The sequence below is a fragment of the Roseovarius sp. ZX-A-9 genome, assembly GCF_028369135.1.
GTDB lineage: Bacteria > Pseudomonadota > Alphaproteobacteria > Rhodobacterales > Rhodobacteraceae > Roseovarius.
This window is the reverse complement of record NZ_JAPWHW010000002.1, coordinates 1-16,028: the sequence shown is the minus strand read 5'-3', so window position 1 is coordinate 16,028 and position 16,028 is coordinate 1. Positions and strand designations below refer to the sequence as shown.

General features: G+C 53.1%; 10 protein-coding genes. 5 read left to right on the top strand and 5 right to left on the bottom strand.

Features of this window, described 5'->3' with window-relative positions:
• Positions 1-66: 66 nt before the first annotated feature.
• The 4 genes from O3306_RS02540 to O3306_RS02525 are packed head-to-tail and all read right to left on the bottom strand — an operon-like array spanning position 67 to position 7,505.
• Positions 67-786, bottom strand: coding sequence for a M48 family metallopeptidase (locus O3306_RS02540; RefSeq protein ID WP_272002873.1), 720 nt, complete (start codon positions 784-786; stop codon positions 67-69).
• Positions 776-3,844 carry a type I restriction endonuclease subunit R gene (locus tag O3306_RS02535; RefSeq protein WP_272002871.1) on the bottom strand — a complete coding sequence of 1,023 codons (3,069 nt, stop codon included), beginning with the start codon at positions 3,842-3,844 and terminating at the stop codon, positions 776-778. Before O3306_RS02535 ends, O3306_RS02540 begins: the two co-directional genes overlap by 11 nt.
• A gap of 44 nt (positions 3,845-3,888) precedes the next feature.
• Positions 3,889-5,073, bottom strand: coding sequence for a restriction endonuclease subunit S (locus O3306_RS02530; RefSeq protein ID WP_272002868.1), 1,185 nt, complete (start codon positions 5,071-5,073; stop codon positions 3,889-3,891).
• A complete protein-coding gene (locus O3306_RS02525; RefSeq protein ID WP_272002866.1) occupies positions 5,070-7,505 on the bottom strand; it encodes a type I restriction-modification system subunit M in 2,436 nt (811 codons plus the stop codon). Before O3306_RS02525 ends, O3306_RS02530 begins: the two co-directional genes overlap by 4 nt.
• 450 nt (positions 7,506-7,955) lie before the next feature.
• On the opposite strand from O3306_RS02525, the gene O3306_RS02520 reads away from it, so the two are divergent.
• The 5 genes from O3306_RS02520 to O3306_RS02500 all read left to right on the top strand — a co-directional run bounded on the left by O3306_RS02520 (position 7,956) and on the right by O3306_RS02500 (position 14,219).
• The gene (locus tag O3306_RS02520) at positions 7,956-8,522 is read left to right on the top strand and encodes a transposase (protein ID WP_272002864.1); all 567 of its coding nucleotides are present in this window, start codon (positions 7,956-7,958) and stop codon (positions 8,520-8,522) included.
• Positions 8,523-9,167: 645 nt separating this feature from the next.
• The gene (locus O3306_RS02515; protein WP_272002862.1) at positions 9,168-9,761 is read left to right on the top strand and encodes a hypothetical protein; all 594 of its coding nucleotides are present in this window, start codon (positions 9,168-9,170) and stop codon (positions 9,759-9,761) included.
• Positions 9,762-9,823: 62 nt separating this feature from the next.
• A complete protein-coding gene (locus O3306_RS02510) occupies positions 9,824-11,935 on the top strand; it encodes a Mu transposase C-terminal domain-containing protein (RefSeq protein ID WP_272002859.1) in 2,112 nt (703 codons plus the stop codon).
• The gene (locus O3306_RS02505; protein ID WP_272002858.1) at positions 11,932-12,897 is read left to right on the top strand and encodes an AAA family ATPase; all 966 of its coding nucleotides are present in this window, start codon (positions 11,932-11,934) and stop codon (positions 12,895-12,897) included. The genes O3306_RS02510 and O3306_RS02505 overlap by 4 nt, the downstream gene beginning before the upstream one ends.
• 113 nt (positions 12,898-13,010) lie before the next feature.
• A complete protein-coding gene (locus tag O3306_RS02500; RefSeq protein ID WP_272002853.1) occupies positions 13,011-14,219 on the top strand; it encodes a phospholipase D family protein in 1,209 nt (402 codons plus the stop codon).
• Between the two features lie 110 nt (positions 14,220-14,329).
• On the opposite strand, the gene O3306_RS02495 is transcribed toward O3306_RS02500, so the two are convergent.
• Positions 14,330-15,142 (bottom strand): GIY-YIG nuclease family protein, encoded by an 813-nt coding sequence (locus tag O3306_RS02495; RefSeq protein ID WP_272002851.1) that lies wholly within the window; start codon positions 15,140-15,142, stop codon positions 14,330-14,332.
• Positions 15,143-16,028: the final 886 nt, after the last annotated feature.

The window sequence follows — 16,028 nt, the reverse complement described above, 5'->3', positions numbered from 1 at the left end:
TGATGATCTACAATTTTGCAATCGCACGGAAGCGGTATTACAAGCACCCTTCGTAACTCTGGGCTTTCAATTAAGCCATGCAGGCAAGGGAAGCGCGTTTAATTCGTTCCGGATATCTTTCCAGCGAGGTAACTCACGATCAAGGACGCCTGTAAATTTGGTATCGTGACGTGGCGAAATCAGATGCGCCATCTCGTGTAGAATGATGTAGTCAATCATTCGCTCGGGCTTCTTGGCGAGTTCCGAATTCAGCCAAATAGTTCTTTTCTCCGGATTGCAGCTGCCCCACTTTGTTTTCATCGGCCGAATACCCCACTTTTCAGGATTTCTTTCCAAGCGCGCGGCCCAAAATGAGATGCGCGGGGTTGCAAACGCTCGAAGTTTAGTCTTCATCCAAACTTCCATCCAGCGCCGCATCTGATCCGTGCTGCTGCCGCAGGGCACTTGCATAAGCAATCGCTCGGCGCCGTGACGTGAAATTCGGTGAGTTTTTTTGTCCCAGCTTTGAACATTCAATCGCAACGACCTGCCAAACAAAAAATGCGTTTCACCTGAAACAAATAGGCGCCCTGTCTGTCGTTCTTGCTGTTTGAACTGTGATTGCTTTCGTCTGATCCACGGCATCCTGTTGAGGACAGCGATCCGAATAGCGTCGTTACTAATTGAGTAAGGGGCAGCGACCCTTACTCGACCCAACGGGGGATAGCAGCCTATATGGAGATTTTTGATCGTTTTGCGCACGATCTCGACTTCGAGACCTCCGATCTGTGAAACCTCAGTATTCATGTTGGTTCTTCAATACTTCAAATATCTGCTCCACCGTTTCTGGGTCATCCAGGATCGGTTCCAAACAGCGTCGCACCTTTCTTTCCTTCATTGCATTGCCTCGCCAGCCGAATGGGGCTGTTTCGCGCACGGTGGAGTCGACTTTCAACGCCAGCTCCTCGTTGGCATCAAGATTATCATACAGTGCCTTTTTGCCTGCGCTATCCACCGTTTTGGGGTATTCTCTGCCGTGGCCAGCCTTGGCATCCTTTACAAGTGCAGCGATGCGCTCAAGATATTCAGCGTATTCAATAGCATCTTCGCGCCGTTGACGGATAAGATCAGTCAGCAGTTCGGACATCTTCTCGTAAAACCGAGGATTAACCGGACTTTCTTCGATAATCAGTTTTCTGACGTTGTTTTCGATCGCTTCAGCGACATTCTCGCGTTTGCGTTTTGATGCCGGAGGCAGATCGTCTTCTGCAGCGGCCCCTTTACTTTCAACCAGGTCGATCAGGCTAATGTCGTCGAGGTGGGATATGATTTCTGAGTCTTCGGCCCGAATGTAACTATCGATCAAATGCCGCATGGCAGGCTCGTAAAGCTTCATGTCCACGGCGTCACCGCTGTGTAATCTTACCGCATCCCTGATCCCGATAGCACGCTCCACTTCACGCCGACATTCATCCAACTCAAGATCGTTGAAACCGGTGCCTTCGGGTTCTGCGGCTACGTTGGCGTATGCTCGGGCATAGCGTCCGGAAATCCTGTAGAGCGCCTGACGGCGTCGCGATTTTTCTTCTGCATCCGGATCGTTGTCGATGCCCTGTGGACTGGAAAAATATGTGAAAATCTCTGCATCCGACTTTGGTTGTTCTACGCCATCCATAAGGCCCAACCAAGCGTCGCGGGCAACACGTAGATCCTGATCTGCCTGATCGGCACGATCAGTGATCAAGCCTTCAACGTCCTCTTTGTCGAAGGCATCGAATGCCTCGGAGGTGTAATCTTCGACGGCACTTTCGATGTTCCGAAACAGGTCTTTATAGTCGACGATATAGCCGAAATCCTTGTCATCACCATCGAGACGGTTAACGCGGCAGATTGCCTGGAAAAGACCATGATCGCGCATCTGCTTGTCGATGTAGATGTATGTGGCCGTCGGCGCATCAAAGCCAGTCAGGAGGCGGCTGACGACAATCAACAGCTTCATCCGCCCCGGTTCTTTCTTGAACAGCCGCAGCGCTTCCTCTTCGTAATCTTCTTCTGAGGTTTCGCCCAGGAGGTCCGTATAAACGCGATGGACATACTGCTTTTCTGTTTCGCCCATGCCGGTCTCTTCGCCGGTGATCTCAGGTGCTGCGCGTTTGTAAGAGGTTACAATCGCGCATTTGTCAGCCAAGACAGAGCCGGACTTCTTGAAGATTTCGAAGAACTTGCAAGCCTCTGGGATTGAACCCGCAACCAACATAGCGTTGCCCATGCCAGAATGCAGACGCGGTTTCATCTCCATATCCATTATGATGTCGTTGGCGATTTGCTCCAGCCGGTCGCGGCTTGACAGCACCCGTTGCAAAGTGCCCCAGCGTTGCTTCAAGGTCGCCTTGGCGTTCGGGGTCAACCCTTTGGTCTTCGCCTCGAACCATGCGTCGATCTTGCCCGGCGCGCTGATCCGCTGGTCAATGTCTCGCGCCTCATAGCGCAGATCCAATACCACGCCATCTTCGACCGCCTCATCAAAGCGATAAGGCTTACCGATATAGGGGCCAAATGTCTCTAACGACGTGCCTTTGTCGGACTTCAGTAATGGCGTGCCGGTAAAGCCAACAAACATTGCCTCTGGCAGCACTTTGCGCATTGCATTCGCGAGCTTACCAGACTGGGTGCGGTGCGCTTCATCGATGAAGACAAAGAATTCGCCGACAGGTGCGCCGATATTGGCGTTCTGGATTTCAGAGATCAGGCCCTCCATCTCGCCCTCTTCGCGCTTGCCGAATTTGTGGACGAGCGAGCAGATGATCCGGTCGGTTGGATCGGCCAACGCGGCCATCAAGTCGTTGCCGCTGCGGGCGCGGCGCACCTTGTCGCCGGTGTTGCCGAATACGTCTTCAATCTGGCTGTCCAGCTCCTTGCGGTCGGTGACGATCAGGATGCGGCCATTCGGAAATGTTTCCCTGATCCAGCGCGCTAGCATCACCATGATCAGGCTTTTGCCGGACCCTTGGGTCTGCCAGATGATCCCGCCCTGTTTTTCCCGCACACGGTCTTGCGCCGCCTTCACCGCGAAATATTGGTTGGGCCGCGTGATCTTTTTGATCCCTGCGTCAAACAGGGTGAAGTCGTGGATGATCTCAAGGAACCGCGCAGGGGTCATCATCTGGGTGACATCACGGTCCAGCGGGCCGGTGATATCGCTGTCTTCCTTCCAGGCCAGCCAGTAGGGCTGTGGCGTCAGGATCGGAGCATAGCGCAGGCCCTCACTGTCGTTGCCGGCGAAGGTGATCTGCACTGTGGTAAAGAAGTGCCGGATAAACTCAGGCCGCTGGTTGTCGAGGGTTTGGCGGATGCCTTCGCCGACGCCCACGGTGGATTTCTTCAACTCGACCACACCCAGAGCGATGCCGTTGACGTAGAGCACCAGATCGGGGCGTTTGTTCCAGGCCTTGGCGTCTTTGCCTTTGATGGCGACCTCTTCGGCGACGCCCATGTCGTTGGCGGCGGCGTCAGACCAATCGATGAAGCGGACGGTGACGGGGGCCTCGCCCGGGCCGGGGGCGACGGCCACGCCGTAGCGGAGCATCTCGTAGAAGCTCTGGTTGGCCTCGTAGAGCTTGGTGCCCTCCATCCGCGCCTCGCGTTTCAGCAGGGTGATGCCTTGGGTGACGATTTCGGGGGCGTAGCCTCGCGACAGGAGCCAGGGGCGCAGCAAATCCTCCTCGATATTGGCGTTGCCCTCGCGCTTTTGCCAATCACCGAGGTAGCGCCAGCCGAGGCCGCCGGGCGCGTCTGTCTGGTGTGCGCTGAGCAGGTCGATGACCCTGTTCTGCGCCTTGCGTTCCGCCTCGCCGATCTTGCTCATGGCCCTTATCCCTATCTCTTGAAATTCATTCGCTTAAAATATCGTCAGACCAGCCTGATCCGTCCGGTCAAAAGGTTCTGCATCATGCCCTCCTTCACCTGCCGTGCCTTTTCGAGGCGGGCTTCGAGGGCTTGGATTTCGGCGTCCATGTCGGCTGAGACAAGGGCAATTTCTGCTTGCTCATCGAAACGTGGAATAGGCAGTTGCAACTCAAGAAGGCGCCTTTTAGAGAGATTGTAACGTGTTGCACCTTGGGCCAAGTGTTTGATGCGGCTACGCCCAACTCCGCTCCGGATCAAAAGCGCCATAAACCTCGGAACAAAGTTTGCGCCTGGCAATGGTCGAAAACCGAAGCAAAAACTGTTCAGATATAGATCGTCCGTCTCGAATGGAACCTCGGCGCACAAGCCGACCTCTTCTGGTGTTTCAGATGATCCGTTGAAGAGTAGATCCCCCCTTCTAACATGATTCTGCCGTTCTGTATTTGCGATGCAAACCCTTGGGAATTCCCTCTTGGGAACAACTTCATTGGTCAATACATCCAAGAATTCGACATAGCGGCCATCACCATGCCCGAAGTCTTGCTTGGACTTGCCTGAAAGGCCGCCGTAAGTAGTTCCAAAGTTTCCAAGACTCGTCTCGCCCCACTCCCCCGAGAACCCCGGGAGGCGGCGCTTGGCGGTCAAGAGGTCCTGCATCGCGCCCTGCTTGATGAGCCGTTTCTTGGCGATCAGCCGCTCCAGCCCCTCAATCAACGCATCCGCATCCGAAAGCGCCTCGGCGATGGCTTCTTGTTCGGCGTGCTCCGGGATTGCAATTTCATGAGCGTGGAGGTTGTTTCGATTCAAAGTCGGGACGGAAGTGGCAGCATCCAGCTTCTCAAGCCCAAAAGCTCCCAGAGCATATGCAACGAAACGCGGCGAGTTGCTTCCAAATTGGTTGCCCCAAAGTGTGGTGTCATGAGGCCAAAAAGGTTCACTTGGTAAATAGACCTGCCCAAGTAAGCCCTTCCGACCTGTCACGATCGCCGGAGGGCGCACTTTGCTATCTTTTGTAAAGTATGACACTCCAGAGGACGAATAGACCGGCACAGTTCCCGGCTCGCTCGTAGCTTGCGTCAGGTCGAACCCCCTCTGAAGTTTGCACAGAGATGAGAGAGGCACGATCCGCCAGCCATCGGGGCAAAAGGAGGCGGGCGGTTGAGCTTGGATAGGCTCGGACTTGTTCATGCGGCGAAGCCCATGGCGGCGAGGTGTTCTAAAACCTTTGCTTCCAGAACTTCTATCTGGTCGTCAATCTCCGGCAACGTATGCCCATACCGCTCCGTCAGCACCCGCACCCGGGCTGTCAGCTTCTCCGTCCGCGCCTCGATCTCGGCCTCGATCAGCTCGGCGATGTCGGTCAGCCATTTGTCATCTACAACCAGCGTGCGGATCTCTTCCTCGGTCAATTCCGGATATTTCTTCAACGTGGCCTCGGTCAGCGCCTCCTCGGCCTCCTTCACCGCCTTCTTAGCCGCTGTTTCTGCTGTCATCAGTTTGGCCACCTGTTTCAGCAACTTGTCCTCTTCGGCGTCGGCCTCGCCGGATTTCTGCCGAGCCTTCGCCGATGCGGCGGTCAGCTTGCCCGCCTCGGTCAGCGCATCGGCAAGCAGCCCGCCCTCGACCCCGTGTTCCTCGACCAGTTCCTCGATCTCGCGGCCCAGCTCCTCTGCCTTGGCCTGCGCATCGTCCGGCGCCTGTTGCATGTCCGGAAAGAACCGCGCGACGATCAGCGCGGGCGGGATGACATCGGCCACAAGGCGCACCTTGTTCACGGTCAGGTCGGCCTCTTCCAGCCATTTGACCTTTTTGCCGTCAACCTCCTTGCGGGCCTCGCGCAGCTCCTTGGCCGCGTCCCAGCCTTCATGGGCGATGATGAACACATCGTCCTGCATGGTGTCCGCCCAGTATGACATGAGCCGCTGATAGGCCTCATACTGGTCAATCAGCGGGGCCTCGGCAAAGCGGGTCAGCATATCCTCGGCGATGGTATGGATCAGGTCCTTCGGCTTGTCGCCGATCTGGATGCCATCCATGAGCGGCTTGTTCTGATCTGCCCAGCCGTTGAGGATCGTCTGGACCTGGGTTCTGAAGGCGTCAAATTCGGAATGGTTGCGGATGGTGGTGCGGACCTCCTCCGGCTCGATCAGGGGATCAGAATAGCCTGCGCGTGGGTTTGGCCCAAAAAGGGTGGCACGCACGCCCGGCATGACGTCCCAGAACTCGGCCAGCAAGTCGATGTCGCGGTTCGGCACGCCGCCTTTCAGGTGCGCCTCGATATCCTGAAGGTCTTCGGGGTCAGAGCCGTCGATATAGCGCGGAATGTTCAGGTTGAAGTCATTGCGCGTGATCTCGGCATAGGGGACGAGGCGGGAGTATCCCTTGATCTCGGCCTCGCGGGTGTAGGCGTCGGTGATCTTGTGGATGTCGCGCTCGCGCAGGCGGTTTTTGTTGCCGTCCTTGGTGAAGCCACGGGAGGCGTCGATCATGTAAACCGGGCGATCGGCGCAGGCACCGGATTTGTCGAGCACGATGATCGAGGCAGGGATGCCGGTGCCGTAGAACAGGTTCGCAGGCAGGCCGATGATCGCCTTGATGTAACCGCGCTTGAGGATCTTTTCACGAAGCTCGGATTCCTTGTTGCCCCTGAAAAGGACCCCATGGGGTAGAATGACCGCGCCGGAGCCTGTGGCCTTCATCGAGCCGAGGATATGGAGCAGGAAGGCAAAGTCGCCGTTCTTGTCTGGTGGCATGCCAAGATCAAAGCGTCCAAAGCGGGTATCGGCGGTCAAGCCTGAACCCCAAGCCTTGGCAGAGAAGGGCGGGTTCGCGACCACGAAGTCGAAGGTCTGGAGTTCGGTTTCGGATGCCTTGAATTGCGGTTCGCCGATGACGTCGCCCTGAGCGATCTCGGCATCCTCGCGCCCGTGCATGATCATGTTCATCTTGGCGAGGCCGCGCGTGGTGATGTCCATTTCCTGCCCATAGATGGTCAGGCTGACATCGGCGGCGTCCGCAGCTTTTAGCAGTAGCGAGCCGGAACCACAGGTGGGGTCATATACGGTCTGTTGCGGGCTGGTGGCACGGTTGACGCCCGCAACAGCAGCAACAATGCGCGAGACCTCGGCCGGCGTATAGAACTGCCCTTTGCTCTTGCCTGACTCCGTCGCGAAGTTTCGCATCAGGTATTCATAGGCATCGCCCAGAATGTCGTCGCCATCCGCCCGATTGCGGCTGAAGTTCAGTTCTTCCCGGCTGAAAATGTTGATCAGCGCGGTGAGCGTGGTGATCATCTTGGCACCGCGCCCGAATTTTTCGGTATCGTTGAAATAGGCGCGGTCGATGACGTTCTTGAGGTCGTTGGCTTCGGCGATCCCGGCGATGGCGGTGTCGATGCCTTCGCCAATTTCCTTGGTTCCGCGCAGGCTCCGGATGTCTTCGAAGGAGCAGCCTTCCGGAACCTCGATAAGTGCGTCTGCCTGACCAGCCCGGTCAGAGACGTATTTCACGAACAGCAAGGTGAGGATGTAATCCTTGTAGAGCGAGGCATCCATGCCGCCTCGCAATTGGTCACAACTGTCCCAGAGGGATCGGTAAATATCGCTTTTCTTGATCGCCATGCTGCGCCTTTACAATTTGGTGGCACCGCAGCGGGTGCCGTGTGCTTTTGTTTTGTGGCCAGTATGATCGCAAATGATCAGCTTTCTCAAGGTGTTTGCCCAATTTGTGCGAGAGATATCCCCGCGCTTTTATTCACAGCCTGATATCGGCTCGAACAAACTTTCGATGATCGTGCTTCAGCTGCCAACGATGAGGGGATGTGCCGCATCCTCGAGTTTGATCACGAACGAATTGTCGAACCCGGTAGTCGGTCGCAACTGAAGGCGAGAAGCGTCTCCATCACAGCATGTGCGCGCCAAATCTTTTTACGATGAGCTTTGGAAACGAAGAACAGCTTCATCACGATTGAAGTTTGTGAAATTGTTTGTTCGAAGCACCTTGGCCGATTTGACCGGTCCACCGTTGAAATTCGAGGATGCCGCGTAAGTCGCTAAGCTGAAGGAAGTGAATTGAGCAACATTGGCCAAAAAGAGCTTGATCACTTTCACTGGCTGACCATGGCCCTGTCGTTGCCGGAAGAAGGCGTTGCAAAATATTTTCCTGACGAGCCAGCGAGGATTAAGCGCCTTGTTGAGGTGCGCTGGCCCCATGGCCCGACGTGTATTCGATGCTTGGGCGATAGTATCACCAAAATTGAAACCCGGTCTCTTTTCCAGTGCCGAAAGTGCCGGCATCAGTTTTCAGCTACATCAGGCACCGCATTGCATCGAACTCGCCTGCCGCTCGGGAACTGGTTTCAAGCTACAGAATCACTCATCCACTACCATGTGGATATTTCTCTCAGATATCACATGCCCGGACATGCGTTGGCTCAAAAACTTGGCATTCAATATGTGGCCGCGCGCCGAATACGGAAGGTGGTTCTTGCTGATATCGAGGAAGGCGGATATAATTTTTTGCGGTCCGCCGTCTGCGTTCAGGCATTGAAAATACCAACAGGTGTCACTGCATACAGCAATGATCACCTGCGGTGGCTGGTTGAATTACGATTATCCGGTTTACGGTTCCGTAGCTGAGCTAAGCATACACTTTGTCCACGTCTTTGCGATGGGGTGGGCTATGCACACCAGATGTAGTGCCTTATTCTCTCATCAAACGAAGAGCGTTTTTAGATGACGCGCAACCAGTGAAAGGACTGAATAGGCGATTTCTGAAATGGATTTCATTTCGTTGAAAAGAAATTCTTCTGGTCAGGAGAACTGACATCGACTTGAAAAAAATGAAAGGCCGTTTTTTTGTCTAAGTGCATGATAATAAATGAATATTGACTCCGTATTCATGCTGTGGAAACTCGGCGTGCGTTCGGTTGAAGCAGACCCACCGCCAAAGGAAGGTTGGTAGCAAAATACAAATGAAAAAGCGCGCACCAATGGATGGCGCGCGCAGAAAGTTGGGGCCAAGACTGCCCTCATATCACTTGTCAGCTTAGAGGTCGAAAACGATCCTGGCAAGCGCAGTCACAGCCTCAGATGAAAACCTCAACCCCCGGGAATTTAGATTCCGGGACTGGAATAGCTATGTCTTTGCCTGAAGGTCACGACCCAACACCGCGTAGAACAGCCAAATTGCCCGCGCTAGTGGTCGATCCCATTCATGGGGTCCTGCCGTTTGACGGGGCACTAAATCCTTTGACGCGGAGCAATACGGCTCATCGCGTATCCATGACCTTTGCGACGCCGGCAACGGACGGTCAGCGGAAAGTCTATCATTTCGGGAGTGAAGCGGAATTGGCAGTCGCACTTGTCGCGCTGATGTCTCCCGATCTTCATGGTATTGAGGTTCAACTTCCTCCCATCGAATATTCGATCGAAGGAAAGACAAAGTCGAGAAAGCACTTCTTCGATCTGCGAGTGACGTTTCGTGATGGTTTTCGCAGAGCTATTTACGTGAAGAACGGTTCGCGATTGCGAACACGGGAGATTCAGGACGAAATCAATGCCGTCTTTAACTGGATCCCGTGCGACTTTGCGGATGATGCCATTGCCGTGAACGGTGATGATTTCACGCGCGCCTATCGCGACAATCTGCGTCGGGCTTGGCACTTGTATCAGAGGCCGGATCCTGAATCCGATGCCCTCGTTGAAGCCGTTGCTCGGAATGCAAATTATTGGTCTCTCCAGGATTTGATCGAAAGGTGTGATCTTGCACCAGCAGCCGCTTGGCAATCTGCTATGAGGCTTATCTCTCGTGGAGTGCTCGGTGCCAACTGGCATGCCGTCATCAATGTTCATTCGCAGGTGTGGCTGAACGTATGACACACAAGCCCCTCTACAAGGTGTCTACTGGAGCTCGCCTTATTCTCGAGGACCGCCGTTGGGTGGTCGCGGGCAAGGATCCGGAAGGGTATGTTGTTGAGGGGCTCGACGATGGCGAGTGCATAACGATCTCATATAAACGGGTTGATGACGCAATCCGTGCAGGAAATTGCGAAGTTATCTCACCGTCTCAGTTGGAAGCCGCGAAGCGGCTTTCCGACTTTACGGGTGGATATACGCGGATGGCCCAGCTCCCTGTAAAGGAGCAGGTTGACGTCAGGAAACGCCTGATCCTGGTTCTCGCAATCGAGCGTCTGGAGGCGGAAGGGCACAAGATTACGCAGAGATTTCTTTGTCGAGCTGACATCAGAAAACGTCTGAAAGATCTGGGGGATGAAATCGGCGGTGAAAAGGGGCTGTTCAGTGCCCGGCGCACAGGAAAGACCGAGGCAAGCTTTGAAATCCTCAGTGGGAGGACACTGCAGAAATACCTCAAGCTTTACCGTGAGTATGGTGAAAACCCCGTAGCTTTGATGCACAGGGAAAATCTCAAAGGGCCGCAAGGGGATGCCCGTAAGAAATTGAATACGTTCCAGGAGCGTTTCATCGACTATGTGATAAAGCACTTTCTAAACGCGACCAAAGTGAAGCTGGCTCCGCTGTTCGAGTTGGCGAAAACCCAATTTCTTCCGGCTGTAGAGGGCATTGCGCAAGGATTTGAATTTCCCTCCATCACAACAATCCGCACTCGCCTCAAAGCGGTCTCTGCCACCATCAAGACGCTTGGTCGTGAGGGAAAACGGCAAGGGCCAAACCTTAAAGGAGCAGGATCAACAGATATTCGAGCATTGATGTTCGGGGAGAGAACCGAGGTTGATCAGGTTTTGTTGTCGATCTTTACTGATAAATCCGGTCAGCTGAGTTGTCGGACTATGAGTCGTTCGGAAGCTGCGAAGAAAGCTGATGAGCTTGATCCAGATGAAATCCAAAGGTCGTGGCTCAACCTTACTTGTGATGTTGCGTCAGGCATGCCCCTCGGTTGGGTCCTTTCGGAAACGGCCGATGCCGACCACAGCATGGCTCTGTTTCGCATGGCAACGCGGGATAAAACTCGTGAGAAGGTTCGTTATGGGTGCGAACGTGAACCTGCTCCTGCAGTGGGATTGATGATCAGTTCGGCAGACAACGGGACGGCAACACGTAATGGGAAAGTCAGAGCGGGGCAGCTTGGCGTCGGTATGACCGCAATCGATGGACGCACCTATCATGCGACTGATAAGCCGTATGTTGAGAGCAAGTTTGGGACATTGCAATGGCAGGTGTTGAACTTTCTACCAGGCTACGCTGGAAGCAAGCCTGGTGAATTGCCGGGATATGATCCGAAAGGCAGTGCCAAACTGACCCATGAACAGCTTTTCGGCATCATCACGCGTTATTTCGTGGACGAATACCCTTTCGCGGCAAGCCGTGGGACTGGCATGTTTGGAGCAACACCATATCAAAAAATGGAAGAACTCATCGAAACTTATGGACCTATTGAACCGCCCGGCCAAGAAGATCGGCGTATCCATCTTGGTGTGAGCCGGACGGTTTCTATTACTTCAGAAGGGGTAAAGATCTTCAATCTCCCCTACAATTCTACGCAATTGCAGCAATATGCCGACAAGGCGGCTGACAAGAAGGTCACGGTCCATCTCGATCCTGATGATCTTCGGAAAGTGTCCATTACCATCGAGGGCAGTAACAAGATTTTGCATGCAAGGCTGACTATGACGGCGCTCAATGATCTGACTCTTAATGAGGCAATTGAGCTGATGACTGCCGCGGTTGCCGCGAATCCTGTGAAGCGGCAGCTCTATGAAGATCATCTGTGGAAGGCAAAAGAACGGCGGGCGAAAGAGATGGGCTTCTTCTCGTCACCATTGGTGCCGGATAGCTATTTGGGCGTCGAAGCATTGCAAAAAGCAGCTGATGCTCTGTTGGCGGTGGAGTTCGTCCCTTCAGGGCCATCAGCGCCAACGGTTCCGCCAAGTGGCATCATGGACCGTGGGGGGCACCCTGCCGTCCACAAGGTCACCGGGCCGCCGACTGCCATTAAGCGCCCTCAATCTGAGAAACCGTCTTCGGCTGCCAGCTCGCCGATATTCAAGCCAATCAAGGAGAGCAAACTGTGAATCCGTTCATTCTTCCCGAGGTCAGAGAGACTGCCGAGTGCTTTTCAGGTCGGCACTACCAGTTTAATCGCAGCCAAGAGCTCCAAACGTCATTGGCCCAGATTTTCAGCCGTCATCTTGGAAATCTTGAAGGTGGTGGGCGTTTTGAAACTGAAGGTCTTCTCGTCACTGGAGAATCCGGTTCCGGTAAAAGCAAAGAGGTCGGGCATCTCGTTGAAAAGTTCAACGATAATAAAGCCATACTGCCTTCTGGTGAGACAGCCAAAATTGCCAGTTGCCTTCTCGATGGCAAATCCGGATGGAAGGGGCTTGGCAAAAAGAGCGCAAAGGCGATCGGTTATCACATCGACGAGAAAGCCAGAAATACGCAGGATCGAATTTGGGAAAAGTTTGCGTTGCAGGCCAAATTGCAGGGCTACGTGGGCATCCACTACGATGAGGCGCAGCATATTTTTCGTAAGAAGTCGGAAGCGGAAAGCCTGGCAATTCTCGACTCTTTCAAGACTTTGCTCAAATCGCAAGATTGGCCTTTGATGCTGATTTTCACGGGAGTTGAGGAGCTTGCAGGATACATCGAGAGTGAACCGCAGCTTTTTCGGTTGATGACGACGCACCACTTTAGCGACATTATCCTTCCTGAAGATTTTCAGACTATCCACGAGGTCGTTGGCAGTTATGCGATTGACGGCAAAGTTGAAGTCGCGGGCGACCTGGCTGGGGAAGATTTCTACAATAGGCTGGCAACGGCTGCCGCATTCCGCTGGGGTCTGCTTATCAAAATAACATCTGACGCGATCGCCAGCGCCCGGTTGAAGGGGGCCGAGCGGCTTGATGTCGAGCATTTCATTGATGCCTGGGTCAACAAAACCCAGATGCCTCGTTTCGTGACCCCGTTCACGCATGACAGCTATGAAACCATGTTTCGACGCGACAACCCGTTCCTGAAATCCATTGAAGATTAAGATCAAACAGTATGAACGGTATCAACTCTCATATATGTTTGAACGCTCTTTTGTCTCCACACCGGTCCAGTTAACATGTGGATGCCCGTAATCGATTAGAATTTGAGATAGTAATGGCAGTGAAACTTTTGGACGCAAAAGGGATGGAGAGATCCCTGCCCAAGCTATTCAAAAAATACGAAGAAATTTATATCTCGGCAGCGTGGGGTTCAAATGGCCCGGTTGCTGAAAGTCTTCTCCAACACGTTGATAAATTCCGTTTCGTCGCCTTCGGCGTTGCCTTCTGCCATACGGATCCGGATCTAATTGATCGTCTCGTTGGCGTGAATAATGCATTTATCGCTGATGTAGCTAAGGGGACTTTCCATCCAAAGCTCTATTACTTCAGAACTGGTGATGAAGCAGAAGCGATAATTGGGAGTTCGAATTTCACATCGGGTGGCCTCGGGGTGAACGTCGAAGCCAATGTTCACATCAAAGGCCCTCGAAAAGCCCAAGTTTTCAGGGAGATTGAAGCGGCTCTGAATGATTATAAGCTATTTTCCAGGCCTGTTTCTCACGAACTTGCATCAATGTATCGGCTTCAATTTGAAGCTGCCCAAAAGCTAAAGAAACCGGATAATCCGACGCTTCCTGGGGACGGCAAGCGAGCAGAACAGTTTTCATCGCCAATCGCTACGATGACGTGGGAAGAGTATGCAAGGTTGGTTGAAAATGACCCGCAGCATTCGTTTGAGGGTCGCCTCTCACTATTGCAGGAGGTGCGTGCGATGTTTGCTCGATCAGCCTCTTTCTCCGACCTGTCAGTTCATGAATGGAAGGCAATTGCGGGAGTTATTGGTGAAAGGCAAATGGAGGAATCCGGTCTTAATCAACATGATTGGGCATGGTTTGGGTCAATGAAAGGTGCGGGGGCTTTTGCAAATCGGATAGCAGAGCGTGATCGATATCTTGTATCAGCTCTCGACAATATTCCGCGTCACGGACATGTTGAAGAGCATCACTTTACAGAGTTCTGTAAGGATTTTTTATTGGCGTTTTCGAACTCTAAAAGAATGGGGGCGGTGGCAACGGCCACAAGGTTGCTTGCGATGAAGCGGCCAGATGTCTTCATTTGTATCAGCAAGCCCAATGAAGACGGCGTTGCGAGAGCTTTGGCCTGTGCAAAAAGCACTTTAAAGCTTGAAAACTACTGGGAGAAAGTGATCGATCCCATACGAGTGTCACCATGGTATAACCACCCAAAACCAGCCGGAACAGAAGGGGAGCTATGGGAAGGGCGGGTCGCAATGCTTGATGCGATCTATTACGATCCAAATTGAACGCGGAACTGAACTTGAGTAAACTAGCCGAGTAGTGTCGAGAACGTTCAGGCTGTCAATTTCAATGCCCTATCGCAGAGCACTAAATGATTATTGCTATCAAGCAAAACCTAGTTGGCGTTGTATCCATGAACACCCCGCGTCAATAGCGCTTCTTTCCAATGCCCCTCCCGAGCAATGATTGTTGCATCGTCAGTCTGGAAGGGCCAGGATTCAAGCAGTGTCATTCTAAAGTTGGCGCGTGCATAATCTTTACCCGCATCTGCTACGAGCCCGATCATATCACGGTTCCAGCCATGGCCGGTTGTCATGTATTGGCCCCAACGGGACCATATGCCAGTCTCTCCATAGGCTGAGCCAACATACTTCTTCCCAGTCGCCTTGTCCGCAATGACGTAAACACCTTTCACATGGCGAAGAGCCGTCTTCCAATCGGCTCTCTCATTATGCCAGATGGCTTCGAGGCGAGCAAAGTCGTGGCTGACGTCGCCGTAGCCAGGGAAAGCAAGCCCGCCATAGGGCTCTTTTAAAACCTCAGAGACCGTCAGCCTCTCGTTGATGTTTGACAACAAAAAGCTTCTCCCCCGGCTTACCGCCCCTGTCAATTTCAGGCGGCCAATCAATGCTGATCCTTTGTCAACTGGTTCGATCTTATATCCCCTGTCTCCGATCTCATTACGCTTGATAACCCGGAAGATCCCCCCAAAGAGCCATGTCTCACGTTCAGGATAGAACGCTGCCAGCGAGATAATAAATTCACGGTTGAATTCATTTTTGGCGTTACGCCAGCTATTCCATCCGATCCATCCCTCGGGATCCTCTGCGAGAACATCAAGCGGCTGATGCTCACCGTTCCAACGGGCCGCATGAACCTTGTAGTCGTCAAAATCTGTGATCTCCAGAATGGATGACAAAGTTAACATGTGAGTATCCCACTAAATTTCGCTACGCATATGAATGATGTAGCTCAATCCAGCAAGGCGCATCATTACAGATACGGAACCTCGTAAACGGGTAGTTGCGGTCATTGCAACTCCGACAACATATACGAGGGGCTCGTTGGCCCGGCTGAACATTGATGGCATTTCTTGATATTCTGCCTTTCAGTCATGGGAGATTTTTCGGTTTCTTACCGAGTTGCGAAGTTTATATTCAGTCTAAATTATTGAATTTTATAGATAATGATATCAAATTAGATTTGCGCACGCTTTTGCTTTCTTGCGCACGCTATTGGTTTCCTTCAGGAGGCGGTGGACTGCTAACAACTTGAATCGAAATAGTTTTTCGATTCTTCGAATCGGTGCTTTTTCAGCTTTGAGAAGACTTTTGCTTTCTCTCCCTGGTTATTGATCCAACTACCAATTAATGGCCACCGGCGGGCTTGGAATTTCCATTTTGCAAGAAAATAAGGTCAATCGGGCGTTCGCGCCCGATTTTCCGTCTATCCCGGCGTTTTTTGCCTGAACACGGGTTCAACTCAGTCATGAGGGATATGGGGCGCCAAGAATGACGCCCAAAACGTTTTTCAGATTTTTCCTGAGCTTGGCCAAGGGTGGTCGCGCGCCTTGGTATGTGTGCACTGATTGCCGTTCGCCGTTGGCGACAACTCCAGGAGACGTGTGTCAACCACTCGCTCCGAGTGAATGCCTCGAAGTCGGTGTTCAACAACGGGTCCGGGGTCGGATCAAGAGACGGGAACCATGAAAAAAAGGGCGGCATTCGCCGCCCTTTTGTAAGACCGCATGTCTTTTTCCAGCGGCGCGCGCATGACGGTTCAGTCAGTATCTTGATCGCATGGCGGCAAGTGCC